This is a genomic window from Thermopolyspora sp. NPDC052614, assembly GCF_040678635.1.
Taxonomy (GTDB): domain Bacteria; phylum Actinomycetota; class Actinomycetes; order Streptosporangiales; family Streptosporangiaceae; genus Thermopolyspora.
The window spans coordinates 181,526-206,000 of sequence record NZ_JBFATZ010000010.1; the positions used below are offsets into that span (position 1 = coordinate 181,526).

Annotated in this window: 21 protein-coding genes; 10 read left to right on the forward strand and 11 right to left on the reverse strand. The window is 70.2% G+C overall.

Annotation, left to right across the window (positions count from 1 at the left end; all coding sequences use genetic code 11):
• Positions 1–7: 7 nt before the first annotated feature.
• Positions 8–1,339 carry a hypothetical protein gene (locus AB0K60_RS22370; RefSeq protein WP_364058056.1) on the reverse strand — a complete coding sequence of 444 codons (1,332 nt, stop codon included), beginning with the start codon at positions 1,337–1,339 and terminating at the stop codon, positions 8–10.
• 108 nt (positions 1,340–1,447) lie between these two features.
• Here AB0K60_RS22370 and AB0K60_RS22375 point away from each other — a divergent pair, with 108 nt between their 5' ends.
• Complete coding sequence (locus AB0K60_RS22375; RefSeq protein ID WP_364058059.1) at positions 1,448–2,422, forward strand: 4-hydroxy-3-methylbut-2-enyl diphosphate reductase; 975 nt, start codon at positions 1,448–1,450, stop codon at positions 2,420–2,422.
• A 258-nt stretch (positions 2,423–2,680) separates the two neighbouring features.
• Here AB0K60_RS22375 and AB0K60_RS22380 read toward each other — a convergent pair whose 3' ends face one another.
• From AB0K60_RS22380 to AB0K60_RS22400, 5 genes are all read right to left on the reverse strand, one after another.
• Complete coding sequence (locus tag AB0K60_RS22380; RefSeq protein WP_364058062.1) at positions 2,681–3,418, reverse strand: cation transporter; 738 nt, start codon at positions 3,416–3,418, stop codon at positions 2,681–2,683.
• Positions 3,415–3,873, reverse strand: a complete 459-nt coding sequence (locus AB0K60_RS22385) for a metalloregulator ArsR/SmtB family transcription factor (protein ID WP_364058065.1) — start codon at positions 3,871–3,873, stop codon at positions 3,415–3,417. Before AB0K60_RS22385 ends, AB0K60_RS22380 begins: the two co-directional genes overlap by 4 nt.
• 209 nt (positions 3,874–4,082) lie before the next feature.
• Positions 4,083–4,772, reverse strand: a complete 690-nt coding sequence (locus tag AB0K60_RS22390; protein WP_364058068.1) for a Uma2 family endonuclease — start codon at positions 4,770–4,772, stop codon at positions 4,083–4,085.
• Between the two features lie 267 nt (positions 4,773–5,039).
• Positions 5,040–5,480, reverse strand: coding sequence for a type II toxin-antitoxin system VapC family toxin (locus AB0K60_RS22395; RefSeq protein ID WP_364058071.1), 441 nt, complete (start codon positions 5,478–5,480; stop codon positions 5,040–5,042).
• Complete coding sequence (locus AB0K60_RS22400) at positions 5,467–6,321, reverse strand: hypothetical protein (protein WP_364058074.1); 855 nt, start codon at positions 6,319–6,321, stop codon at positions 5,467–5,469. The genes AB0K60_RS22395 and AB0K60_RS22400 overlap by 14 nt, the downstream gene beginning before the upstream one ends.
• Before the next feature lie 650 nt (positions 6,322–6,971).
• Here AB0K60_RS22400 and AB0K60_RS22405 point away from each other — a divergent pair.
• Positions 6,972–7,766: an SAM-dependent methyltransferase gene (locus AB0K60_RS22405; RefSeq protein ID WP_364058077.1), complete on the forward strand. Its 795-nt coding sequence runs from the start codon at positions 6,972–6,974 to the stop codon at positions 7,764–7,766.
• Positions 7,767–8,051: 285 nt separating this feature from the next.
• On the opposite strand, the gene AB0K60_RS22410 is transcribed toward AB0K60_RS22405, so the two are convergent.
• The 4 genes from AB0K60_RS22410 to AB0K60_RS22425 all read right to left on the reverse strand — a co-directional run bounded on the left by AB0K60_RS22410 (position 8,052) and on the right by AB0K60_RS22425 (position 11,981).
• A complete protein-coding gene (locus AB0K60_RS22410) occupies positions 8,052–8,888 on the reverse strand; it encodes an alpha/beta hydrolase (protein ID WP_364058080.1) in 837 nt (278 codons plus the stop codon).
• 161 nt (positions 8,889–9,049) lie between these two features.
• The gene (locus AB0K60_RS22415) at positions 9,050–9,883 is read right to left on the reverse strand and encodes an IclR family transcriptional regulator (RefSeq protein ID WP_364058083.1); all 834 of its coding nucleotides are present in this window, start codon (positions 9,881–9,883) and stop codon (positions 9,050–9,052) included.
• Positions 9,884–10,040: 157 nt separating this feature from the next.
• Entirely contained in the window at positions 10,041–10,589 is a 549-nt protein-coding gene (locus tag AB0K60_RS22420; protein WP_364058086.1) for a DUF6542 domain-containing protein, read from the reverse strand.
• A 24-nt stretch (positions 10,590–10,613) separates the two neighbouring features.
• The gene (locus tag AB0K60_RS22425; protein ID WP_364058089.1) at positions 10,614–11,981 is read right to left on the reverse strand and encodes a DNA recombination protein RmuC; all 1,368 of its coding nucleotides are present in this window, start codon (positions 11,979–11,981) and stop codon (positions 10,614–10,616) included.
• A gap of 77 nt (positions 11,982–12,058) precedes the next feature.
• Between AB0K60_RS22425 and ychF the strand changes: the two genes are divergently transcribed.
• Positions 12,059–13,147 (forward strand): redox-regulated ATPase YchF, encoded by a 1,089-nt coding sequence (ychF, locus tag AB0K60_RS22430; RefSeq protein ID WP_364058092.1) that lies wholly within the window; start codon positions 12,059–12,061, stop codon positions 13,145–13,147.
• Positions 13,148–13,477: 330 nt separating this feature from the next.
• Here ychF and AB0K60_RS22435 read toward each other — a convergent pair whose 3' ends face one another.
• Entirely contained in the window at positions 13,478–13,993 is a 516-nt protein-coding gene (locus AB0K60_RS22435) for an RICIN domain-containing protein (RefSeq protein ID WP_364058095.1), read from the reverse strand.
• Positions 13,994–14,432: 439 nt separating this feature from the next.
• Between AB0K60_RS22435 and AB0K60_RS22440 the strand changes: the two genes are divergently transcribed.
• From AB0K60_RS22440 to AB0K60_RS22470, 7 genes are all read left to right on the forward strand, one after another.
• A complete protein-coding gene (locus tag AB0K60_RS22440; protein WP_364058098.1) occupies positions 14,433–14,636 on the forward strand; it encodes a hypothetical protein in 204 nt (67 codons plus the stop codon).
• Between the two features lie 30 nt (positions 14,637–14,666).
• On the forward strand, positions 14,667–14,945 hold the full coding sequence (locus AB0K60_RS22445) for an SAM-dependent methyltransferase (protein ID WP_364058101.1): 279 nt from the start codon (positions 14,667–14,669) through the stop codon (positions 14,943–14,945).
• 396 nt (positions 14,946–15,341) lie between these two features.
• The gene (locus AB0K60_RS22450) at positions 15,342–16,325 is read left to right on the forward strand and encodes a conjugal transfer protein (RefSeq protein ID WP_364058104.1); all 984 of its coding nucleotides are present in this window, start codon (positions 15,342–15,344) and stop codon (positions 16,323–16,325) included.
• A gap of 82 nt (positions 16,326–16,407) precedes the next feature.
• Positions 16,408–16,665 carry a hypothetical protein gene (locus tag AB0K60_RS22455; RefSeq protein ID WP_364058453.1) on the forward strand — a complete coding sequence of 86 codons (258 nt, stop codon included), beginning with the start codon at positions 16,408–16,410 and terminating at the stop codon, positions 16,663–16,665.
• A gap of 33 nt (positions 16,666–16,698) precedes the next feature.
• Positions 16,699–19,473 carry a TcpE family conjugal transfer membrane protein gene (locus AB0K60_RS22460; RefSeq protein WP_364058107.1) on the forward strand — a complete coding sequence of 925 codons (2,775 nt, stop codon included), beginning with the start codon at positions 16,699–16,701 and terminating at the stop codon, positions 19,471–19,473.
• A 24-nt stretch (positions 19,474–19,497) separates the two neighbouring features.
• Positions 19,498–22,014, forward strand: coding sequence for an ATP-binding protein (locus tag AB0K60_RS22465; RefSeq protein WP_364058110.1), 2,517 nt, complete (start codon positions 19,498–19,500; stop codon positions 22,012–22,014).
• Positions 22,011–24,473: a type IV secretion system protein gene (locus tag AB0K60_RS22470; protein ID WP_364058113.1), complete on the forward strand. Its 2,463-nt coding sequence runs from the start codon at positions 22,011–22,013 to the stop codon at positions 24,471–24,473. Before AB0K60_RS22465 ends, AB0K60_RS22470 begins: the two co-directional genes overlap by 4 nt.
• Positions 24,474–24,475 lie beyond the last annotated feature (2 nt).

Sequence of the window (24,475 nt, forward strand, 5' to 3'; positions counted from 1 at the left end):
ACAGCGGCTACTCGGCGGCCTCCAGCTTGGCCAGCCGGTTCTCGAACATCTTGATCACGACCGCGCGGCCCTGGGTCGCCCGCTCGTACTCCAGCAGCTCGCGCATCTGCGCGGCCGACTTGCCGCGCATGCGGGCGCGCAGCGAGGCCACGGTCAGCGTTTCGTACCCGGGCAGCGGCTCGACCGGAGCGGTCGTCTTCGGCGCGTCGGAGGTATCGGCGGCGGCGGTCACGGGCGTTATGTCCTCGTGCGGGGCCTCTTCGGTAACCTTGACGGCCTTGGCCAGCTCCCCGCCCTCAGCAGCGGCCGGCTGCGCACCCTCGGCCTCCTCCACCTTCTTCTTGGCCCGCGTCTTCCCGGGCGCGGCGACCTTCTCGGCCGTCACCGGCTCCTCGGCCTTGACGGCCTCCGCGGGCTTCGCGGGCTCCTCGACCTCGGCCGCTTCCGCGGGCTCCTCCGCCGTAACGGGCCCTGCGGGCTCCTCGGCCTTGACGGGCTCTTCGGTCTTGACGGCCTCCGCAAGCTCGGCCGCCTCCGCGGGCTTCGCGGGCTCCTCGACCTCGGCCGCCTCCGCGGGCTCCTCCGCCGTAACAGGGCCTGCGGGCTCTTCGGCCTTGACGACCTCCGCAAGCTCGGCCGCCTCCGCGGGCTTCGCGGGCTCCTCTGTCACCTTCGCCGTGGCCTCGCTCGCCTCTACTGCCTCTACCGCCTCCACCGTCGACTCGGCGGTCGCGGCCTCGACGGCGCTCGCCTCTGCCGGCTTCTCTACGGCGGGCTTCTCCTCGGCGACGGGCTCGCCGACCTCGGCCTCGACCGGAGCCGTCTCCTGAGCGACCTCCCCGGTGCCCTTGGCCTCTTCGGCGGCCTTCTTGTCCTCTTCCTTCTCCTTGCCCGTGGCCTTGGCCTCCTCCTCGGCCTCCTCCTCGGCCTCCTCCTTGGCCTTGGCGGGGGCGAAGATGACCGGCTCGGGCCGCGCCTTGCCGCCGTTGGCCTCGGGGGTCTCCGGCGCCTCGGCCGGGCGACGCGGGGCGAAGATGACCGGCTCACGCCGTACGGTCTTCTCCGGCTTCCCCGGCTCGGCGGTCGCGGTGCCCGCAGCGGCCGCGGCCTGCTCGTCGGCCTTCGCCTCGCGCGTCTCCTCCTCCTTCTCCTCCCCGCCCATCCGCTTGAGGTTGTTGCGGACGCGGTCGCCGAGCAGCAGCACCTGGCCGATCCCGCTCAGCGCCGTCTGCACCAGGTAGAGAGGAAGGTCCTTGGCCTTCTCCTTGAGCTCCTCGCGGTCCCCGAGCTTCTCACGGACCGCCTTGCCGATGTTTTTGACGATGTTTGGGAGGGACATCTCGGGCTCCTTGGGCGGACAATTAGACAGATTGTCTGGCAATTCGCAACTCTATGCGGTCAAGGATGACGTGAATGGCCAGCGTGGCGTTCCCCGTAGCATAGAGACATGACTGCAGAGATCCCCACGACACGACGTGTTCTCGTGGCCCGGCCACGCGGCTACTGCGCCGGCGTGGACCGAGCCGTCGTCACCGTGGAGAAGGCTCTGGAGCAGTACGGCGCGCCCATCTACGTGCGCAAGCAGATCGTGCACAACACCCACGTGGTGCGCACCCTGGAGAAGCGCGGCGCCATCTTCGTCGACGAGACCGAGGACGTGCCCGAGGGCGCGATCGTCGTCTTCTCCGCCCACGGCGTCTCGCCCGCCGTCCACGAACAGGCGGCCCGCCGCTCCCTCAAGACCATCGACGCCACCTGCCCGCTCGTCACCAAGGTCCACAACGAGGCCAAGCGCTTCGCCGCCAAGGACTACGACATCCTGCTCATCGGCCACGAGGGCCACGAGGAGGTCGAGGGCACCGCCGGCGAGGCCCCCGGGCACATCCAGCTCGTCGACGGCCCCGACGGCGTCGCCAAGGTCGAGGTCCGCGACCCGAGCCGCGTCGTCTGGCTCTCCCAGACCACCCTCTCGGTCGACGAGACCAAGCAGACCGTCGCCGCCCTCCGCGACCGCTTCCCCGACCTCATCGACCCCCCGAGCGACGACATCTGCTACGCCACCCAGAACCGCCAGGTGGCCGTCAAGGAGATCGCCGCCGACTCCGATCTCGTCATCGTCGTCGGCTCGAACAACTCCTCCAACTCCAAGCGCCTCGTCGAGGTCGCCAAGGACGCCGGCGCCTCCGCCGCGTACCTCGTCGACGACGCCTCCTACATCGAGGACTCCTGGCTCACCGACGTCACCACCGTCGGCGTCACCAGCGGCGCCTCCGTCCCCGAGGAACTCGTCGAGGGCGTCCTCGCCAAGCTCGCCACCCACGGCTTCACCGACGTACAGGAAGTCGAGTCCGTCCCCGAGCACATGCGCTTCGCCCTCCCCCACGAACTCCGCAAGGACCTCCGTACGCCGACGGTCGCCTGATCCTCCGGTGACACGCCGAGGTCATGGCGCGGCTCCGCGCATGATCACACCCACCAGATGATCGTCAGCGTCATTCCCTTTCGCCTGCCGGCCCAGGACACCGACGGACGCTGACAGAGCCACTCCCGCTGCTCAGGGGAGAGGAACGCGGCGGCGACCGAGCTGAATTGTCCGTGCCACGCGTCCGCTTCGAACAACGCGCCGCTTCCAGTTAGCGGCTTGCTTCACGGCGGTGCGCATGCAGCGGCGTTTAGCTGATCACTGTGTCCTCTCGATCCTGATCTCGATGTCGGCCGGGGTAGGGGTACCGGGGCGGCAGCAGTTGTCGGAGCATTCGGCTTGCGCCGGTGCGGCGGCGGTATCGGCGAAGAGCGTGGGCCGGCAGCAGGTGTCTCCTCGCCAGGCTTCGCGGCCTTCCTTGACCGCGACGGCGGCGATCACCAGAGCCGTGATCGGGTCGGCCCAGGACCAGTCGAACAGGCTGTTGAGCGCCAGGCCCGCGAGCAGTACGGCTGACAGGTAGGTGCACAGCAGGGTCTGCTTGGAGTCGGCCACCGCCGACGCGGAGCCGAGTTCGCGGCCGGCGCGGCGCTGGGCGTACGAGAGGAACGGCATGATCACGAGGGACAAGGCGGCCAGGATCAGCCCGGGGGTGGAGTGCTCGGCCTCGTCGATGCCCAGCAGGGAGCGAATGGCGTCGAAGGTGACGTAGGCGGCCAGGGCGAAGAACGAGATCGCGATGATCCGGAGCGCGACTCGTTCCCGCTTCTCGTGGTCGCTCGCGGCGAACTGCCAGGCCACCGCGGCGGCGGAAGCGACTTCCACTATGGAGTCCAGGCCGAACCCGATGAGCGCGGCTGAGGAGGCGGCGGCTCCGGCGGTGAGGGCGACTGCGGCTTCGACGACGTTGTAAGTAATGGTCGCTGCCACTAGGAGCCGGATTCGGCGCCGCAGCAACGTGCGGCGGGCGGCCATGGGCAGGTTCAGGGCGGTCACGACACCGCCTCTCCTTCGATTTCCGGCTGGAGGCGGTCGTGACCGGGGTCAAGAATGGGGCCAAGAACGCTGCGGGCGGTGCCCAGGTCGGCGGGTGCGATGTCGAGGGCGGGGCGTAGCGCCACGATGTGGCCGGTGGCGGCCAGGAGTTGCTCGGCGGAGGCGAGCAGGTCCATCAGTTCGGGTCTGGTCAGGCTGTAGAAGGACTGTCGGCCCTCCGCCCGGAACTCGACCAACCCGCAGCCGCGTAGGCAGGCCAGATGCTTGGACACGGTGGACTGGGCCAACCCGAGTGTGCTGGTCAGATCCACTACACGGGCCTCACCCTGGGCGAGACGCTGCACTATGCGCAGGCGGGTCTCATCGGCCAGGGAGTGGAACAGTGCCGCAGCCGGGGTGACGCCGGCGGCGATGTTCGCGCTGACGCATCGGTCGCTCTGGTCAACAATCGCCATTTGGCGATGTTATCCTATTTCCAGAATTTTGCGTCAGGCTCGTGTGCTGAGCAGGCCGACGTTGTACGCGGCAATCGAGCCCAGAGGGTGACCAGCGAAGACCGGAGCGGTGGTGTTCCTGTTGAAGGGGTGATCCACGTCGGGTGGCTCGAAGCGGCAAAGGTGCAGAGGTGCCTGTGGTGCGGCGACACCCTGGAGTGCCTGGGCGTTCAGTCTTCGAGGAAGACGGAGGTGTCGAGGGTGAAGTTCACAGGCTCGGGGATGGGGAGTTTGTCGCCCATTTCGACGGTGGTAGTGGTCTGGTAGCCATCTTCGGTGGGGTTGCTGTAGATCGTCACTGTTTTGGGGTTCGCTTCGGGATCGACGACGAGGAGAAGTGGAAGCCCGCCTCGGGCGTACATCAGGGGCTTGTCCTCGCGGTCTTCGCGGATGCTGTTGCTGGAGACGACCTCGGCTCCGAGGACCAGGCCGTTGGACAGCAGTTCGCGGTCGCCCCATCGAGGGGCGTCCTTGGGTCCCATGGAGAAGTCGGGGATTACCGGTTCGCGGGTCCAGGCGATACAGACGTCGACCTCGGGCCAGACCCGCCAGTCGTGGTCGTCGGCAACGGGCCCGAAGACTCTCACCAGTTGGCCGATCATCCACGACTGCCGGGGGTTGCTGCGTGGGCTCACTATGACTCTCCCATTGATGATCTCTACCTTGAGATGCGGCATTTCGGGGAGCCAGTCATAGAACTCCCGAGTTGTCGTGGGCAGCCTGCGCGCACGCTCGGGGGTTGATCCACTGGGTGGTGTCTCTGTCTCTTGGGGCCCGCTCTCTTCGTCGACTTTCGTCTCTTCGGCGTCCCCGGCCTCCTTGATCGGCTCCGCGCTTCGGGCGACTCGCCTGGATGTCATGACCATTGGTCTACCCCGTTCCGCTTGGGCGGCTGGTGCCACGGAAAGTATCGCATGCATCGCTCATAGTGATGATAGGCAATCGAAAGTCTGTTGCACCTTGTCGGCGGATCGGGGAAGACGGTCCGCGACGTTCGGGCTAGCGGCCCTGCCAGTTAGGCTCGCGGCGTTCGAGGACGGCTCGAATACCTTCCTTCTGGTCTTCGGAGAGGTAGACGCCGGGGTCGGCGTCGAGGCGGATGGCGGTGTGGCCGCGTGGCGGGGCCGCTAACCGATCAGGTAGGGCTCGGTGATGTGGACGCCTTCGATCAGGCCACGGCTCTTGAGCTGCTGATCCGCGGTGAACAGAACCTCGGCCTCCGCATACAGTGCCGATGCGATGTGAATGGCGTCAGGGTTCTTCAGCCGATAGGTGTGAGCGATCTTGCGAGCTTTCAGCGCCACCCCGCGGCTGAACTCGACAAGGGTAAGACTTGGGCTGTCCAGCAGCTCCGTGGCAATCTTGTCCCGCTCCGCAGGGTACGGTTCGTCGTTGCCGTATCCCCGAACCTCGACATAGCTCAACGTCGAGATATAGAGATTGAGCTTGCCGTCCATCGCCAACGCCAATGCATGCAGCACATCCCCATGGCCCGGCCCTCCCTGCAGGAGGTAGATCAGGGCGTTGGAGTCCAGGTAGACCGACGAGGGGTTGCTAGGAGGCGTCATGTAGCCGCCTCACGTGTTCGGCGGCTTCAAGTCCTCCGGTCAGATCGGGATCGGCTCCGGCGATCCCCTCCAGCGGCAGGTGCTGTTCGGGGAGTTGCTCGATACGCCTCATTTTGATCGATATGGCGCGGTCCCGCGCGTCACGTGTCAGCATGCCGGATATCTCGACACGCTTGCCGAGGGCGTGTTGCACCGACTCCTTCTGCTCCCGGGTGAAGCCGACCTCCACTCGGCGGCCACCCCGTTCCGTCCATAGGCCCGCCTTGAGGGTGTTGTGGACGGTGATGCTTTCCAGCCTGCCGATGACGGATCCGATGGACGTGCGCCTGCGCCGTACCACTTTCTGGAGGTTGTCGGCGCTTCGGCGGGTGACGACGACCCGCCGTCGTGTCCGGCCGTCGGTCAGCAGTTCCAGCGTCATGCCGTCGCTCTCCAGCAGACCAAGCTGCTTCGACAGCTCCACTCCGGTGTCTATCGCCGCCGGCGGCCAGTGTTCCGGAAGTGACTCGCCCTCTTCGGTGGCGGAGAATCCGCTGATGGCCCACTCGGCGAGGTCGGCCATCAGATCGCCCGTCGCGTCTTCGGCGAGACGGTTCGGCGTGAGGACGGTCATCACGCTGCCGAGTTGGAGCCGCTCGATGCCCCAGGTGCTGCCCGCCGAACCGAGGGCCCCGGCCTCCAGTTGCGCCAGCAGCGTCATCAGCCGTTCCAGGAGGGTGAACGAGCGTCGTGCGTCGGTGGTGCCGCCTTCCCCCGGAATCATGACCTTGAGCTCGATGTGCGGAATCCTGCCCGCCACGCCGACACCTCCCTTCCGACAAGGTCCATCAAGGTCCATCATTGCCCATCCTCAAGGGACGCGCATGATGACCGGCGTCTTGAGATTAAGGAGTCATTCGAACGGCTGACCAGGCTGTTCCGCAGTGCGGGATATTTCACGTTATTTCAGTAGTCCGCCTCGAGCTCGGCGGCGAGGTCCGGCCGAACGTGAGCAGGCTGGGGATGACGGCGTCGAGGTCGGCGTCGTCGGGGACGACGGCGGCGGGCTGGGCAAGAAGATCACCCCTGACCCAGCGTTCCGCGCTTGCCGAGGAGCTGCAGGTGGAGCTGACCAAGTGGCTGCCGACGGTACCGCTGATCGAGTACACCGGGGCGTACCTCGTGGGCCCGAAGATGGGCGGCTTTTCCGGCCAGGGCTCGGGGGCACCGTCTTCGACGCCCGGAAGGTGTGGGTGGCCCAGAGCTGATCCGCCACCTGGGCGCGCCGAGGGTCCTTTGTGGGGGACCCCCTTCTTGTGCCGTGAGCTGCACGGGTTTTCGGGATATATGCGCTTTGGTACTGTTTCGGGTGATCGACACTACCTCTGCGAAAAACAGGCAACACCTGGCGGCCATCCCATGGAGCGGCCAGGCCGCCTGCGGCGCTCGGCCGCACGCCGAGGAGCCCGCGCGTCGGCCCGTCGCACGCTCCGCCCACCGAAGGACGCGCAGATGACCGAGACTCCCCAGATCGATCCGTCGACACCGCATTCCGCGCGGGTCTGGAACTACTGGCTCGGCGGCAAGGACAACTACCCCTCCGACCGCGAGGTCGGCGATCAGATCGCCGGGTTCTTTCCCGACATCATCGACTCCGCCCGCGCCGACCGGGCGTTCCTGGGTCGCGCCGTCCGCTATCTGGCCGGCGAGGTGGGCATCAGGCAGTTCCTTGACATCGGCACCGGGCTGCCTACCGCCGACAACACCCACGAGGTGGCCCAGCGGGTGGCTCCGGAGTCGCGGGTCGTCTACGTCGACAACGACCCCCTCGTTTTGATCCACGCCGAGGCGCTGCTCACCAGCACTCCGCCGGGCGTCACCGAGTACATCCAGGCCGACATCCACGACCCCGGCACGATCCTGCGCGAGGCCGCCAAGACCCTGGACTTCGACCGGCCGGTCGGGTTGATGCTGCTGGCCATCGTGCAGTTCATCCTCGATGACGACGAGGCGGCCCAGGTGATGCGGCGACTCATCGACGCCCTCGCGCCGGGCAGCCATGTGGCGATCAGCCACGGCACCAACGAGATCAACACCGAGGCGTCCGACGCGGCCGTGGCCTATTGGAACCAGTACGCCAAGCCCCCGATGGTGCTGCGCGACGCCCGGCAGATCGCGAAGCTCCTCGACGGGCTGGAACTGCTGGAACCCGGCGTCGTCAGCTGCTCACGTTGGCGTCCCGAGGCCATCCCCTGGGGGGAGCCCACGCCGGTGCCGCACTACTGCGCGGTGGCCCGCAAGAATTAGGCGCTGCGCGGGCGGCGGCGTAGGGCCGGAAAGGCGCGGAACCCGAAGGGCACGGCGCAGGAGAACGCGGGGCCGGAGAACGCCGCAGGGGCCGGAAGATGGTGCCCCTCCGGCCCCCGTCCCCCACGGGCGCGATCGGTCACACGGTGATCAGACCTCGGGCTCGTTCGGGTCGGAGGGCTTGTGGCCGCAGAAGGCCACGCGCCGAAATGGTCGCGTAGCCGAGGCCTCTCACGGCGGCCGTGACATCCCCTCCTTCGTTCTCGTCCCCGGTGCGATGCCCGGTCAGTTGTGCGTGATGAAGTCGTCGACCAGGCGGTTGAACTCGTCGGCGTGCTCAAGCTGCGCCCAGTGGCCGCAGCGGTTGAACAGCACCAGGCGCGAGTTCGGGATCACGGTGACGAGCTTGAGCGAGTGCTCGAAGTGAACGACGCGGTCGTCGCGGCCGTGCACGAGAAGCGCCGGGATCTGGCAGCGGCTCAGGGCGTCCATGTCGATGAACGGCCGCATCCGGTCCAGCCCGGCCAGGAAGTTGGCCAGGTGCTCGGGGTTGGCTGCGGCGGCATCGGCGCGCTGCCGTACGACCTCCTCGCCGGCATCGCCCGCGCTGTACGACATGATGTCGACCAGTTTGCGCATGGTCTCCGGGGTCGGGTTGCGGTAGCCCTCGACGAGGATCTTCAGGCCCTCGCTCGGGCCGTCGCCGGCGCTGAAGATGCTCGGGCCGCCGGAGCCGGGGCCCATGGTGATCAGGTGGGACATGCGGTCGGGGTGCTCGCAGGCGAACCGCAGCGCGGTCATGCCGCCCATCGAGTTGCCGACGAAAGCGGCCTTTTCGATCCCCAGCTCGTCCATGAGGTCCACGGCAGCGGCGACGTGGTCGCGCTCCTCGGCGCTCACCGGGTCCGACTTACCCCAGCCCGGCATATCGACCGCGAGCACCCGGTACTTCTCGGCCAGCACCTTGAGGTTGGGGCCGAAGTTGCTCCAGCCGGTGGCCCCCGGACCGCTGCCGTGCAGCATGATGATCGGGTGGCCCTCGCCGGCCTCGTTGTAGTGAATTCTCCACCGCTTCGTCTGCGCGAAGCGGCTGGTGCCCTCTTCGGTCAGGTCCAATGCCATCGTCGTCCTTCCGCCGCGCCTCGCCGGCGCCTGTGTTCCGAGACGGCCCCGGCCGCCCGTACGCCGGCGAGATCGGCGCACGGCGGCATGGGCCGACTCCTAGCAGGTTCTCCTGTCGGCGTGTGCTGCGGAAACGTCCCGGTTCCGCCTGACGGCACGCGTCAGGCGCCGTGGTAGTCGGCGGCGATGCTCTCGGCCGTACGGCGGACCAGCGGGATGTTGGTGACCGGGTCGAAGCGGTTGCTCGGCAGCGAAAGCGACACCGCGCCGATCATCCGGCCCTTGACGATGATGGGCGCGGCCACGCAGGACAGCCCCAGCACGGCCTCCTCGCGGTCGAAGGCGATGCCGCTCTCGCGCACCGCGGCCAGCTCGGTAGCGAGCCGGTGCGGGTCGGTGATGGAGTACGGCGTGCGCCGGGCGAGCCCCTCCCTGAGCACCTGCTGCACGACCTGCCGGTCGCTCAGCGCGAGCATCGACTTGCCCAGCCCGGTGCAGGCCGCGGGGACCCGGCCGCCCACGTTGGTGGGGGTGCGCACGGAACGCTTACCGTGGATCTTCTCCAGGTAGATGATGTCGTTGCCCTCCAGCACGGCGAGGTGCACCGTGTGACTGGTACGCGCGTGCAGGTCGCTCATGTGCGGGACGGCGACGTCCCGCAGGCCGCGCGGCCGGCAGTGCTGGACCCGGTTGCCGAGCTCGAACAGACGCCAGGCCAGCCGGTAGTTGGTGCCGGCACGCTCGACGTACCCGCCCTGCTCCAGGTAGGCGAGCAGGCGGAAGGCGGTGGACTTCGGCACTCCGGCGCGGCGTGCCAGCTCCGTGACGCCGAGCGTGGGCCCGGCGTTGCGGAAGGAGTCGAGCAGGTGCAGGGCCTTGCCGACCGAGGTGCTTGACAGGTCCCGGCCGGCCGGGCCGAAGTTGAGGGATTCGCGGTCCGGCGTGCCCTGAGTGCCGGGAAGAGCGGTGGGGTTGGTTCGGGTTGTTGCGCTCATTCGGGCTGCCCTCTCGTTCTGGGGCGCGGTGGTGCGTGGCCGCGTCCCACCCTTCGACGCACGCTCGTGATCTAGATCACAGATGTACGCGCCCCTTCACTGTAGTAATCGCTACAGAAATTTGTCACCTGGACTACGGGCACGTAAAGGACACATTTCAAGTGTCACGGGCGGAGCCGTACACGCGGGGCTCGAAGTAGCCCTCGGGCTCGGGCGCGTAGCCGGTGCGCCCGCCGCGCCGGGGCCGGGGCACCTCGGGCGTCTCGGGCACCCGCTGCCCGCGCCCGCGGGACGGCCGGGAGGGGGGACGCTCCGGGCGGGCGGCGCGCAGCTCGTCGCGCAGCTCGCGGACGTTGGCGGGCAGGCCGCGGAACCAGGCGACGGCGAGCACGAGCGCCGACCCGGCGAACAGCCACGGCGCGCCGCCCGACAGCGAGGTGAACATCCCCAGCCCGAACGCCTGCAGGAACGACGCCGCGCCCAGCGACCGGATCAGCTCGTTGACGAGCATCGCCACGAAGAACGTCAGCGGCGGGGTGACGACGAGCGCGAGCAGCTCTCGCGGCTGGATGAGCATCACCCCGGCCAGGCAGGCCACGACGAACGCGGCGCCGATGACGGCCGACGAGCCGGTGACGCAGGCGACGAGGGTGACCGTGAACACCAGCGCGATCGCGCCGCGTGCCGTCAGCCTGATTCCACTCACCGCTCGCTCACCACCCGCCTCGGCCTACCTGGACAACTTACCGTTCACAGGGTTGGCGGGGAGGTTACTTCCCTGCTCCTGACCGAACCGCTCGCCCACGGCGTCGTGCTCGACCGTCGCATGGGCCGCGGAAGACCTGTCGAGGGAGCCGAGCAACTCGGGCGTGACCAGGCCGCGGGGGTGGTCCTCGACCAGGTCGGGCCCGTGCAGGGGGCGGTCGACGAGGCCGAGGTCGTGCAGCTTGCGCGCGGTGACCAGGACGCGGCTCTCCAGGGAGCCGACGGTGGTGTTGTACGAGGTGACGGCGCGGGACAGCGCCCGCCCCAGGGCGTCGATGTTGCGGCCCATGCCGCCGAGGCGCTCGTACAGCTCCTTGCCGAGGTCGAACACGGCGCGGGCGTTCTCGCTGAGCGCGGCCTGCTGCCAGGCGTAGTGCGCGGTGCGCAGCATCGTGATCAGGGTGGTGGGGGTGGCGATGTGCACGCGGCGGCTCATCGCGTACTCCAGCAGGCCGGGGTCGCGCTCCAGCGCGGGGGCGAGGAACGCCTCGCCGGGGATGAACAGCACGACGAACTCGGGGGCGGGGGAGAACGCCTGCCAGTACGCCTTGGCCGCCAGCCGGTCCACGTGCTCGCGCAGGTGACGGGCGTGCGCGTCGAGGCGGGCCGTGGTGAGGTCGCCGTCGCCCGACTCGGCCGCCTCCAGGTACGCCGCGAGCGAGACCTTCGAGTCGACGACGATGTTCTTGCCGCCGGCGAGCCGTACCACCATGTCGGGGCGAACCGCGCCGTCGGCGGTGACGGCGCTCGCCTGCTCGTCGAAGTCGCAGAACCGCGCCATTCCGGCGATCTCCGCCACCCGCCGCAACTGCAGCTCGCCCCACCGGCCGCGCGCCTCCGGACGGCGCAGCGCGCGCACCAGCGCGGCGGTCTGGTCACGCAGCTCGTGCGAGCTCTTCCGGACGAACTCCATCTGCGTGGCCAGCTCGGCCTGCGCCACCCGCCGCGCCGACTCGGCCTGCCGGAGCTGCTCCTCCACCTTGCCGAGCGTCTCGCGCAGCGGCGTGATCAGGTGCTCGACCGCCTGCTTGCGCTGCTCCAGCTCCCCGGCCGCCTCGGCCCGCGTGGCGGCGAGCCGGTTCTCGGCCAGCTCAAGGAAGCGCAGGTTGTTGACGTCGAGCGCCCGGGTGGCCAGCGACTGGAAGCGGTCGGCGAGCTGCTCCTCGACGTACCGGACCTTCTCCTCGGCGGCCTGCGCCCGCGCCTCCGCCGCCGCGACCCGCGCCGCGGCCTGGGCCGAGTCGGCGGCCGTCCTCGCCCGCGCGAGCGCGAAGCCGATGGCGATCCCGGCGGCGAGACCGATGACGAGCAGCACGAGTGCGAGGACATCCACGTTCGGATGATCCCAGGAGGCCCGTGCGCGGGCGGTTCGACACGCCCGGTGCCGCGCGGCACCTAAAATCGTGCTACGTGAGCCTCAGCATCGGCATCGTCGGCCTGCCCAACGTCGGCAAATCCACTCTGTTCAACGCGTTGACCAAGAGCGGCAACGCCCTCGCGGCGAACTACCCGTTCGCCACGATCGAGCCCAACGTGGGCATCGTCGGCGTGCCCGACGCCCGCCTGGCCAAGCTGGCCGAGATCTTCGGCTCGGCCCGCATCCTGCCGGCGAAGGTCGAGTTCGTCGACATCGCCGGACTGGTCCGCGGCGCGTCCGAGGGGCAGGGCAGGGGCAACAAGTTCCTCGCCAACATCCGCGAGACCGACGCGATCTGCCAGGTGATCCGCGTCTTCTCCGACCCCGACGTCACCCACGTGGACGGCGAGGTCTCCCCGGAGCGCGACATCGAGACGATCAACACCGAGCTGATCCTCGCCGACCTGCAGACCTTGGAGAAGGCCACCCCGCGCCTGCAGAAGGAGTCCCGCTTCGACAAGGACCGCAAGGTCGTCCTCGACGCCGCCGAGGCCGCGGTCAAGATCCTCGACGGCGGCACCACCTTGTACGCGGCGGGCAAGCAGGGCGCGATCAACCTCGACGACCTGCGCGAGCTCCACCTGCTCACGGCCAAGCCGTTCCTGTACGTCTTCAACCTCGACTCCGACGAGCTGACCGACGCCGACCTGCGCGAGCGTCTGTCCGCCCTGGTCGCGCCCGCCGAGGCGGTCTTCCTCGACGCCAAGATCGAGTCCGAGCTCGTCGAGCTCCCCGACGACGAGGCGCTGGAACTGCTGCAGTCCATCGGCCAGGAGGAGTCCGGCCTGTCCCAGCTCGCCCGCGTCGGCTTCGAGACCCTGGGCCTGCAGACCTACCTCACCGCCGGCCCCAAGGAGACCCGCGCCTGGACCATCCCCAAGGGCGCCACCGCCCCCGAGGCCGCCGGGGTCATCCACACCGACTTCCAGCGGGGCTTCATCAAGGCCGAGGTCATCTCCTTCGACGACCTCGTGGCCGCCGGATCCGTCGCCGCCGTCCGCGCGGCGGGCAAGGCCCGCATCGAGGGCAAGGACTACGTCATGCAGGACGGCGACGTCGTCGAGTTCCGCTTCAACGTGTAGACCACCCACGTATCCACAGCTCGCCGCGCGGATCGGATGGGCGGATCGGATGGGCGGATCGGCCGGTAGGCCCCGGCAGGCGATCGCAGCGCCATGCCGGGGCCGCGTCGCGTCTGGACACACAGTCCGCGGACAGTCCGCAGGAAGTCCGCGAAATGACCGTCTGAAGTCAACACCAGCCAACGGCCATCAACGGATGAACCCGCAGGTCAGATGGGGTTGTCTGGGTCGCCTTCGCAGGGATGATCGGCGCAATGGTGGGCGACGGCCCCCGCGTCGCCGCCCACCGATGCGCCGGGAGCCTCACCCGCCCGATGGGGCACCTCCCGCTCAGTACCAGCGCTGGAAGTTCAGGCCGTTGCACGGGAACGAGCGCAGGCCGACGTTGCTGTCGTCGACGCAGCGCTTGGTCTCGTGGTTCGCCAGGGTGATGCCGTTGGCGTGGTGGGTGACGTTCCACTTCTGGAAGGTGAGCCCGTTGCAGGGGAACGTGCGCAGCCCGGCGCCGCTGTCGTCGAGGCAGCGCCCGGTGTTCTGGTTCTGGATCGTACGGTGGCCGAAATCATCCACGGTCACGTTCCACTTCTGGAAGCTCAGGCCGTTGCAGGGGAACGAGCGCAGGCCGGCGCCGCTGTCGTCGAGGCAGCGCCCGGTGGCCCGGTTCCTGAACGTGTTGATGACGCGCTGGGCGCTCGACGTCTCGGCGGACTTGGTGACCGTGGCCGTCTTCGCGCCCGTCTCGGTCGCCGGCGCGACCCCGTCCGACGCCGCCGTCGCCGGGAGCCCGAAGGCCAGCAGCGACGCGGAGGTGAGGATGACGCTCCGGAGGGTGATTCGCTCGCGCATGGTGAATCCATCCTTGTCTTGATTGATTTGGGTCTTGATCGATCAGGGCTTTTGATCGATCACGGCCGGCGTCCGCGGTACGTGGACCCCGGTGGGCTGTCTCCGCCCCGGCGGCCGGTGCTCAGGTCCGGATGAGGTGACCGTCACGGTCGATCCCTCCGGCCGTTTCACCTGCTCACCGCATCGAGAGCAGCTAAGCCGGGTGATCGGGGTGTCCAACAGGGCCTCGGACGGACTCGGCCGAAGTCGATCCACTTCCTGGCCAAGCGCGGACGCGAACCGTAATGGCTCGTACGCTTTCAGACGTGATCAGGTCGGCGTCGGACGGGCTCCGCTCGGAAGAGGACGGGATCCGAGTGGCGATGAATACGGGCCCGGAAGGCGACGAGGGGCTTCAGGCCGCCGGGGAGGCATGTGGGGCCGGGCTCGAGGGGGTGCGATGCCCGGGGTACGGCTGACCCGCCGCTTGGACGTGGGTGTTCCCCTGCAACACGCCACCATCACCGTGAACGGTTCCGCAGCGGGCGTGTGGCGACCGCTGCTCGGCGACACCGTCTACAAGTGGCGGAACCAGGTCGTCGCGATCCCACGGGCCCTGACCGCGAGGAAGAGCTCGCTCTCCGAATGGCGAGTTCGGACGTGACGTCTCGGTCCCCCTTCCCCCGTGCCGCCGGTGAGGGCGCTCTTCAATCCGCGCGTTGCGACGTCCGCCCGCGTCTATGACTGGCTGCTGGGCGGCAAGGACGACTTCGCGGCGGACCGGGAGGTGGGTGCGCGACTCCTGGAAGTGAGGCCAGAGGCGCGATGGCTGATGGCCGCCGATGGTTCGGAGGCTGCTTCGCAGGTTTCAGTTGGCGGATCGTGTGCTCGGGCGGTGACCGTTGGGGATGCCGGGCCGAGACGGATAGCGGTGGGAATGACTACGGTGCGTAGTCAACGGGGGTGGGTGTGAGCGGTCTCACGGGGGTGTTGGGAGGGTGACCGTGGTCGCTGTGGGGGCGTGTTGTGCCTGCCAGTGGTGTAATTCCGCACACCTGCGAATCCCTGGGGATAGGTAGGTCTGACTCTCAGGTAACCGGGGACTGCTGCTGACCGGGCGTAATGTGCATTGGCCGCCGCGGGAGAGCGGCCGGATAGGTGAGTGTCCGGCGAAGACGCATACCCGGTTTGCGTGGTTGCGGCGATGCTTGCAGCATGGGGCGTGGCTTTCCTGTAACAATTGGCGAGGCCGCTAGGGTGAACACTTCCACGGGCATAACAGGATCGAAAGCAGTAGGACTACACCGCGCCGGCCCCGGGGACAGGCGCGAGCGGAGGCATGATGGCTCGCAGGTCGACCGTCCAGCACGTGGCTGGCGACCCCGAGCTCTCGGCGTACTCGTCGCCGGATCTTGATCAGATGGCTCCCCCGCGCCGGGGCGCGCCCCGGCGGTGGCGCTGGAGCGGCGGCGGCGGGCGGTGGCTCGTCTGGGTCGGCCGGGCCGTGCTGTGGGCGCTGATCATTGTGATCGTGGTTAACGGCGTGCGCGCGCCGTTTGAGAGGTTCACCCAGGGGGAGCAGACGGGAGCGCCGCCGGTCACCCCCACGGGCGCCGGTTTCCCAACGGAGCAGGCGGCGTCTTTCGCCGCTCAATTCGCCGCCGTGTATCTGAATTTCGACGCCGCGCAGCCGCAGCTTCGCGCCCAGCGATTGAAGCCGTTTCTTCCCGAGGCCGCGGACGACCAATTCGGCTGGAACGGATTCGGTCGGCTGCAGGCCGGGGCCATTCAATTGTCCGGGGTCGAGGTCACCGACGCCAACAATGGCGTGGTGACGCTGATGGTGCAGTCGGGGGATCGGCGGTGGCTGTTCTCCGTGCCCGTGTACGCGGAGAACGGCAGGTTCGTGGTCTCGCGGCGGCCCGCGCTGCTCCCGGCCCCCGGGCCCGCGCCGCTGCCCGCCGTGGCCGATCCCGAGCACGACGAGGCCACCGCGGCCGAGCTGACGCCGCAGTTGAAGGGCTTCTTCGAGGCGTTCGCGTCGGGCGACCCCGAGCAGTTGCGGCGCTACGTCGCGGCGGGCGTCGACATCCAGGGCTTCAACGGGGCGTTCACGCTGGCCCAGCTCAAGCAGGTCATCGTGCCGCCCGGCGGCGCCACCCGGACGGTCACGGCGGTCGTCGTGTGGGCGGTTCCGGCCCCCGCGCCCACTCCGGATCCGGCCGCCGACGCCACGCCACCGCCGGTGGACCCGGCGGGCGCGCTGGAGCAGGCCTACCAGCTCACGGTGGAGAAGCAGGGTGACAAGTGGTTCGTCAGGGACGTCCGCGGTGCATCCCGGTCCGCGGAGTGAGGCCGGTGGCCGGGCCGGTGGTCGTGACGGCCATTGAGCAGGAGGACGTACATTGATCGTGCAGACCCTTGTGCAGCAGGCGCTGGAAGGTCTTGCCTCGCCGTCCCCGACCCCCACCGGGGTGGACACCCAGGGGCTCGCCACCTTCCTGCGTAATTTCTTCGGGCCGCTCTTCCTCGTGGTCGTCTCGGTGGTCGCGATTTTCTTCCTCTTCACCCGTGAGATCACCAGGTTCGTGCAGTTCATCATTCTGGCGATCGGGATCGGCATCATTTTCTACGTGCCCAACATCATCGAGGTGACGGCGAGGGCGATCGCGGGAGCGCTCGGGATCAGGTGACCGGGCTTCGAGCCGCAGGAAGGGAGGGATTAGGTGGATCTGCCCACGTATACCAATATTTGGCGAATTGAGAAGCGGCTCTACAAGCTGTACGACCTCCGGCTGCCGATGCCGCTGCCCATCGTGTGGATCGGCGTGTTCCTCGGCGTGCTGGCGGTGTGGACGGTCTTCCTCCGCATCCTGCGGGTCCCCTTCGAGACCCCCTGGCACGTGCTGTTCCTTGTGCCGCCCGGCGTGGTGACCTGGCTGTCCACCCGCCCGGTCATCGAGAGCAAGCGGCTGACCGAGCTGCTGCAGTCGCAGGTCCGCTACCTGGGCGAGCCGCGTACCTGGTGCCGCATGGCCCCCGCCGCCGAGCCGGACGAGATCCGGTTCGAGGCCCGGATCTGGCGGCTGCCCCCCGGCGCCGCCACGGCCTTGGCCGCCAAGAGGGCCAAGCACGCCGCCAAGCGTCCGTCGCGGGCGAACGCGAGGGCGAAGGCGACCGCGAGAGCCGCGAGGCTCGGCGCCGCCGCTGCCGCCCCCGCAACGGGAGCCACGACGGGAGCTACGGTGGGTGGCACGGTGGGTGGCACGGCCCAACGTCCAGCGCCGTCGCCTGCCGCGCTGCCGATCGGCCGGTCACGCGCGTCCGCCGACACCTCGCTCAGGGCGGCGGTACGGCCCGCGCCCAAGCCGACCGCGAAGTCCCCCGCGACGACGGGAGAGCGTGCCCGCGCCGGGGCCGCCGCCGAATCGGTCGCCGAGCCGGCGTCCCGGCATGTGCCTCAGCCGCCCGCGCCGACACCGCACCCGTCCACGCCGACACCGTCCACGCCCACACCGTCCACGCCGCGAGAGGACGCCTCCCGGCAGGGTGTCGGCGAGATTCGTCCCGCCGTGGCCGCAGCGGCAGCCGCCGTGCCCGGCGCGAATTCCGACCTCACGCCCTCGAAGGGGGACGATGAGGGCACGCACACCCCGGCGGCCACGCCGGAACGCACGGGCCTGGCCTGGGGCGACGTGACCACCCCGCCCGAGAGGCGCAAGTCCCGCCGCGTTCGGCCGGTCGGTTCCTCGTCCGGAACGCCTCCCGCCGCTTCTGCGGTCGAGAAGGGCGCGTCGGAGGCGGAAACGTCCGGCACGCCCGTGGCGGACGGTGTGCTCCGCGTTTCGCCCATGCCCGAGCCGGACCCGAGTCTGGGCAAGCCGGTGGCGGGTCCGGGCGTTCGGCCGGTCGCGAAGCCTTCCGCCGACGTCGCGGACGGGCAGACCACCGAGACCACTGAGACCACTGAGACCACCGAGAGCGGAGCGGGTGACGGGCGCCTTCCGGCTCCGGGCAGCGTTCCCGCGCCGACCGGGATCGGGACCGAGGCGCTGCGGCGCCTGCGCAGGCTTGCCGCGTCGGCGGAGGGCGGCACGGCGCGGACCGGCCCCGCCCTGCGGCCGTCGCCGCCTCCGGAGCCGCTGCCGACGGCGGCCGAGGCGGCGATGCTCGATGCCGCCCGGCCGACACCCCATGAGACCGACGAGCCCGAGGACGCTCCGGCGGTGCGGGAGACGCGCGCCGGATCCTCGGCCGATTCCGTCGGCGACCCCGAGAACGGCCGTACAGACGACCCCGCGAACGGCCGAGCGGCATCCACGGTGGCCGACCGCCCGATCGACCCCTCCGCCCCGCTCGCCGACGAGACGGCGGACCCGGCGGCCGACGCGCGTGAGCAGCATCGCAAGGGCAGGCCGCCCCGGCTGTCCCGGCCTTCGGAGCGGCGGCGCGGCCCGGCGGCTCCCGTGTCGATCAGGGCAGTGCCCGCTCCCAACCCCGCCGAGGCCACCAACCCCGCCGCCCCTGCCGTGCCCGCCCCCGCCGCCCGCCGCCTCCCCGAGCCCAAGGTGCGCCGCGTGGAGTCCGTGGTCGGCCGCGACGCGGGCGGCTGGCGGCGGCTCGCCCAGGTCGTCGTCGGCACCGGTACGACGCGTACCGACGGCACCGAGATCGACGAGGCGCGGGCCCGTTCGGCGATCGGCGCGAGCAAGCGCGTCGTCGTGCTCGGCTGCACCGGCGGCGCGGGACAGACGACCACGGCGCTCATGCTCGGCCACACCCTGGCCACCTACCGCGAGGACCGGGTGCTCGCCATCGACGCCAACAACGGAGAGCGCACCCTGTCGCATCTGATCGCCGCCGAGTCGCCGGAGACGCTGACGTCGCTGCTGGCGGGTCTCGACGAGGTGAGCGGCTACCTGAGCATGCGCGCCTACACCACGCGGTGCGAGTCCGGCCTTGAGGTGATCGCCGCCGACGGTGACGAGCACGCCACCCAGCGCCTGGCCGACCGCTCGGCGCTGTCGGACCAGCGGCTCGCCGAGGCGATCCGCATGCTCGACCGCCACTACAAGCTGATCCTCATCGACCCGGCCGCGGCGGTGGCCGCCCGCGTGCTGCCGTACGCCGACCAGCTCATCCTGGTCGCCCCGGCGAGCGCGGACGCCCCGGACGCGATCGCGATGACGTACGAGTGGCTCGACGGCCACGGCTGCTCGGACCTGCGTCGCCGCGCCGTCATGGTGGTGAACGGCGTGAGCCGCCGCAGCCTGGAGGACGTCGAGCAGGCCGAGGCGGTGGCGAGCGGCCGGTGCCGGGCGATCGTCCGGGTGCCGTGGGAGGAGGAACTCGCCCCCGGCGGCCCGGGGCCGATCGCCCTCGGCCACCTGCGTACGGCGAGTCGCCGCGCGTACGTGGCGCTGGCCGGCGTCGTGGCGAGCGGCCTCGGGGCCGAGCGGCTGCAGGACCGTCCGGCGCGTGTGGCGAATGAAGACCGATAACCGGCCAGGGAAGTGGGGCGACCGGTGAGCAGGGCGTCGAGGGCACGAAGCAGGCTGGCCGTACGGTATTTCGACGACCGCATCCTGCTGACCGAGTCGGCGGCGTGGGCGTACTTCCGGCTGCCGACCGTGAGCTACGAGTTCATCACCGCCGAGGAGCGCGAGGCGCTCGCCAACAACATCACGATCGCGCTCGCGGCGATCCGCATGCCGGACGCCGAGGTGCACCTGCGCGTGGCGCACCGCACCTACCCGGCGGCCGAGTGGGCGATGCGGCTGAACGAGACCTCCGACGAGGGGCCGGGCTGGCGCGACTACCTGGAGGAGATGTACCGGCACGTCTGGGCGAAGGACTTCTGGACCAAGGAGGTCTACCTCGGCGTGCGGCTCGGCCCGCGCGGCGCCCAGCTCGGCACGGGCGTGTTCGCCCAGCTCTTCGGGGCGTACCGGCGCGGCGAGAAGGCGCTGGGGCTGGAGGACGACCACGTGCCGGACCGGGAGATCGCCCGGTGGACCGACGCCGCCGAGCGCCTCGGCCGGGCCCTCGGCACCAGCGCCCTGTACGCCCGGCACGCCACCTCCGCCGAGCTCGCCTGGCTGTTCCAGCACGCGGTGCACGGCTCGATCGGCGACCCGCCGCGCTCGGCGTCGCCGACGCGGGGCTGGGGCAAGGGCGAGATCGAGTCGCTGATCGAGGGCCAGATCCACAACGGCCGCTCGCTGCTGCGCGTCGAGCAGCCCGCCGGCGAGTCGTACGTCGCGCACCTGTCGTTCGCGCGCTTCCCCGACCTGATGCCGTTCCCGGACGGCGAGCCGTGGCTGCACTTCGCCGACCAGCTTCCGTTCCCGGTCGAGGTGTCGAGCCGGATGAAGCTCATCTCGCCGGTGCGGGCGAGCCGCGACGTGGCGCGCAAGCTCGCGCACGCCCGCGACATGGACATCCACATCCGGGAGGCGGGCGCGGAGGCGCCGATCGCGCTCGCCGAGCAGATCGACGCCGCCCGCATGCTGGAGCACGGCATCACCAAGGAGCGGCTGCCGTTCGTGTACGGCTGGCACCGCCTGATCGTGTCCGCGCCCACCGAGGAGATCTGCAAGCAGCGCATCGAGGCCGTGGTCGAGCACTACCGCGACATGGGCATCGACGTGGTGAACTCCACCGGCGACCAGTGGTCGCTGTTCTGCGAGTCGCTGCCGGGCGAGCGGGTGCGGGTGAACGCGTACGCGCAGCGGCAGCCGTTGCGCACGATCGCGGGCGGCATGGCGACGGCCACGGTGGAGCTCGGCGACCGGATCGACGAGGTCGGGTGGGCCGGGCCGTACATCGGGGAGACCCTCGGCCGGGCCCGCTCGATCGTGCACTTCGACCCGCTGGTCGCGGCGGTGCGCAACCGTCCCACGGCCATCGCCATCACCGGCGAGCCGGGCGGAGGTAAGACGACTCTGGCCCTTCTCCTCATCTATCAAATGGCGCTCCGAGGTGTCACCATCGCGGTGATCGACCCGAAAGGAGACGCCGAGTCGCTGGTGCAACTGCTGAAGCGAAGAGGCCGCAAGGCGCGCACCGTCCCGCTGGGGTCGGCCGCGCCGGGTCTGCTCGACCCCTTCTCCTTCGGCGACGACCTCGCCGCGAAGAAGACGATGGCGACCGAGACGCTGCGACTGCTGCTGCCGCGCATGTCCGAGGAGCGGGAGTCGGCGATGATCCAGGCCGTGGCGGCGGTGGCCAACGGGCCGTCTCCATCGCTCGGCAAGGTCGTCGAGTATCTGGAGCGCTCCGAGGATCCGGCGTCGAAGAACCTCGGCGCGGTGCTGCGCTCGATGTCGGAGATGCACCTGGCCCGGCTCTGCTTCGACCCCTCCGGCGGGGACCGGTTCGACACCGCCGGGTGGACGACCGTGTTCACGCTGGGCGGTCTCACCCTGCCCGACGTGACGACGAGCCGCGACGACTACTCCTACGAGCAGCGGCTGTCGGTCGCGCTGCTGTACCTGGTCGCCCAGTTCGCCCGGGGGCTGATGAACGGTCTCGACCGCCGCGTCCCCAAGGCGATCTTCCTCGACGAGGCGTGGGCGATCACCTCCACCCCCGAGGGCGCCAAGCTGGTGCCCGAGGTCAGCCGCATGGGCCGGTCGCGCAACACCGCGCTCGTGCTGGTGTCCCAGAACGCCGGCGACCTGCTCAACGAGCAGGTGACCAACTGTCTGTCGTCGGTGTTCGCGTTCCGTTCCACCGAGCGCTCCGAGGTCGAGCACGTGATGGCGCTGCTCGGAGTGGATCCCGCCGAGGAGCACAAGGCCGTGCTGCGATCTCTCGGCAACGGCGAGTGCGTGTTCCGCGATCTCGACGGCCGGGCGGGCCGCATCGGGGTCGATTTGATCTCCGAGGAGTTGCTGCGTTGGCTCGACACGAACCCGACGCATGAGAAACCCGCGGACGAGGGCCATGATCTGTACAGCGCGATGGACGCTCGCCTGAGCGGCACGGACAGTGGGGGCACCGGCAAGGCGGGGGCGGTGACGCAGGAGGTGCGGTCATGAGGGTTCCCGTAAGGGGACGTAATAGGCAGTCGCCGGGCAAAACTGGCAAACAGCTCAATCGGCGTAAGCGCCTGCTCCGGCGGCTGGCGCTGACGCTGGTGACGGCCGTCGGCCTGGTGCTGCTGCCGCTCGCCTTCCCCGGGTCCACGGCGATCGCCGCGCCCTGCGACATGTCCGGGGACCTCACCCCGGCGGTGGTCGGCAGCGGCGTGGACGGCCTGATCAAGCCCCCGCCCCCGGCGATCGCCGCGCCCGGCGGCGAGGGCGCGGCCAAGCCCGACCCCTCCGGCACCGGCCCGCAGGAGGCGACGGCCGGCCGCCCGGAGCCCAAGACCAACTACGAGCGGTACGGCATGGCCGGCCAGTTCTGGCACACCTACGAGCTCGGCTGCACCGACATGGGCGCGGTGCTCGGCAACGCCTGGGCGAACACGATCTTCTCCACGGCGAAGGCGCTGGACCGGCTGACCATCTCCACCTACCAGGCCGCCGCCACCGAGGGCCCGCTGACCGCGATCAAGGACGTGGTCGACGACCTCGTCACCAACCTGGCCAACGCCGTCTACTGGCCGTTCCTCCGGGTGATCGTCATCCTCGCGGCGATCTGGCTCGCCTGGTACGGGCTGATCCGCAAACGGGCGACCACCACCACCGAGGGCGTCATCTGGATGGTGTGCGCGGTCACCGTCGCGGTGTGGTTCTTCAGCCGCCCGGCCGACTTCACCGGCATCGGCACCACGGTCACCAACAAGACCGGCGAGATCGTCAACTCGGCGTTCGCGGGCCTGCCCGGCGGCGGGGGCTCCTCCTGCCTCCCGCCGAAGGGCCAGGCCGGGCCCCAGGCGGTGCCCGCGAGCTACGAGGGCGTGCCGGTGGTGGACCGCAACGCCGACGCCCTGTGGTCCACGTTCGTGTGCAAGCCGTGGCTGATGGGCCTGCTCGGCACCGCAGACCCGGCCACCACCCAGGTGAAGAACCTCGGCTCCAAGGCGCTCGACATCCAGGCGATCGACGCCCAGGAGCAGGGCGCCCAGGCTCCCAACGCCGCCGCGCACCAGGCGAGGTACGTCGAGGAACTGGCCACCCCCATGCAGGGCACGCCGTCGTTCTTCCTCTTCCAGGGCAAGGACTGGACGAGCCGGCTCGGCATCGCGTTCGGCGCGCTGATCGCCGCCGTCGTCGCCGGGCTGCTGATCTTCCTGGTGGCGGTGTCGCTGCTGGTCCTGAAGATCGGCTTCCTGATGCTGCTCATCCTCGGGCCGATCTTCCTGCTCATCGGCGTGCATCCGGGCACCGGCCGCATCATCGCGATGCGCTGGGTGGAGATGCTCATCGGCACGCTGCTGCGGCAGGCCCTGCTCGCGCTCATCCTCGGCGTGCTCGTGTACGGCTACGGCCTGATCATGTCCACCGCGTTGCCGTGGGGCATGCAGATCACGTTCATGGCCTTGCTGACGATCGCGATGTTCTTCTACCGGCGGCCGTTCCAGCACCTGTTCGCCTCGATGGACGGGCACACGATCACCACCCGGATGCTCGGCGAGGCGACGACCGCGCCGACGCTGTCGCGGGCCGCGAACATCCTGCCGCCGGTCGTGGGCTACCGCGTCGGCAAGTGGGCGATGCGCCGCACCGAGCCGCTCATCTCGGCGGCGGTGCGCGGCTCGGGGGCCGGAGCGGCGGCCGCGGCCGCCGCGGGCGTCGCCCAGGGCAAGGTCCGCGGCGAGGAGGGCGCGCCCGGCACGGGCGTCGGCACGCGGGTGCCCGTGGGCGCGCAGCCCGCGCCGCTGGAGACCGACGCGGCCGGGCGGCGCAAGCTCGGCGGTACGGTGCCGCGCACCGGGTCGGCCCCGCCGCTCAAACTCTCCGGCGCGTCCGGCAACGGGTCGGCGACGCGCATTCCGCGCCCGTCGGGCGGTTCGTCCGCGGCCGGTTCTTCCGGTAACGGTTCGCCGGTGGGCGCGGGGGCGAGGACCGGCGGCTGGTTCGGCGGCTCCGGCGGCGGCTGGGCGTCGCGCGGGCCGTCTGGCGGCGGTGCGTCCCGGCCGTCCGGCGGCTCGTCCCGAGCCTCCTCGGGCGGGCGGTTCGGCGGCCTGTTCGGCGGCGGCTCCGGCGGCTCCGGCGGGTCCGGCGGCTCTGGCGGGTCCGGTGGCTCGCGGAACGGGCGCTCGGGCGGGTCGTCCGGCGGCGGCTGGTTCGGCGGCGGCTCCCGGGGTTCCGGCGGCTCCGGCGGCAACGGCAACGGGCGGGCGCGCGGCTCCTCCGGGATCTTCGGCGGCGGCTCGTCCTCCGGGTCCACGCCGCGCCGCCCCGCGCCGTCGCGGCCGAGCGGGCCGTGGGCCGGCAACGGGTCGCGCTCCGAGCCCCCGCCGCTGTGGCTGCCGAGCCGTTCGGACGGCGATTCCGGCGGCGACGGGCCGTTCTGGCTGCGTCCCGCCAGACGGGACTCCGACGACTAGGG

Bases quoted from the DNA above. Each gene is read 5' to 3' on its own strand.
- AB0K60_RS22395 (WP_364058071.1), bottom strand. From the start codon at position 5,480: ATGACGCCTCCTAGCAACCCCTCGTCGGTCTACCTGGACTCCAACGCC.
- AB0K60_RS22400 (WP_364058074.1), bottom strand. From the start codon at position 6,321: ATGATGGACCTTGATGGACCTTGTCGGAAGGGAGGTGTCGGCGTGGCG.
- AB0K60_RS22385 (WP_364058065.1), bottom strand. From the start codon at position 3,873: ATGGCGATTGTTGACCAGAGCGACCGATGCGTCAGCGCGAACATCGCC.
- AB0K60_RS22435 (WP_364058095.1), bottom strand. From the start codon at position 13,993: ATGCGCGAGCGAATCACCCTCCGGAGCGTCATCCTCACCTCCGCGTCG.
- AB0K60_RS22405 (WP_364058077.1), top strand. From the start codon at position 6,972: ATGACCGAGACTCCCCAGATCGATCCGTCGACACCGCATTCCGCGCGG.
- AB0K60_RS22410 (WP_364058080.1), bottom strand. From the start codon at position 8,888: ATGGCATTGGACCTGACCGAAGAGGGCACCAGCCGCTTCGCGCAGACG.
- AB0K60_RS22390 (WP_364058068.1), bottom strand. From the start codon at position 4,772: ATGACATCCAGGCGAGTCGCCCGAAGCGCGGAGCCGATCAAGGAGGCC.
- AB0K60_RS22375 (WP_364058059.1), top strand. From the start codon at position 1,448: ATGACTGCAGAGATCCCCACGACACGACGTGTTCTCGTGGCCCGGCCA.
- AB0K60_RS22470 (WP_364058113.1), top strand. From the start codon at position 22,011: ATGAGGGTTCCCGTAAGGGGACGTAATAGGCAGTCGCCGGGCAAAACT.
- AB0K60_RS22370 (WP_364058056.1), bottom strand. From the start codon at position 1,339: ATGTCCCTCCCAAACATCGTCAAAAACATCGGCAAGGCGGTCCGTGAG.
- AB0K60_RS22440 (WP_364058098.1), top strand. From the start codon at position 14,433: ATGCCCGGGGTACGGCTGACCCGCCGCTTGGACGTGGGTGTTCCCCTG.
- AB0K60_RS22415 (WP_364058083.1), bottom strand. From the start codon at position 9,883: ATGAGCGCAACAACCCGAACCAACCCCACCGCTCTTCCCGGCACTCAG.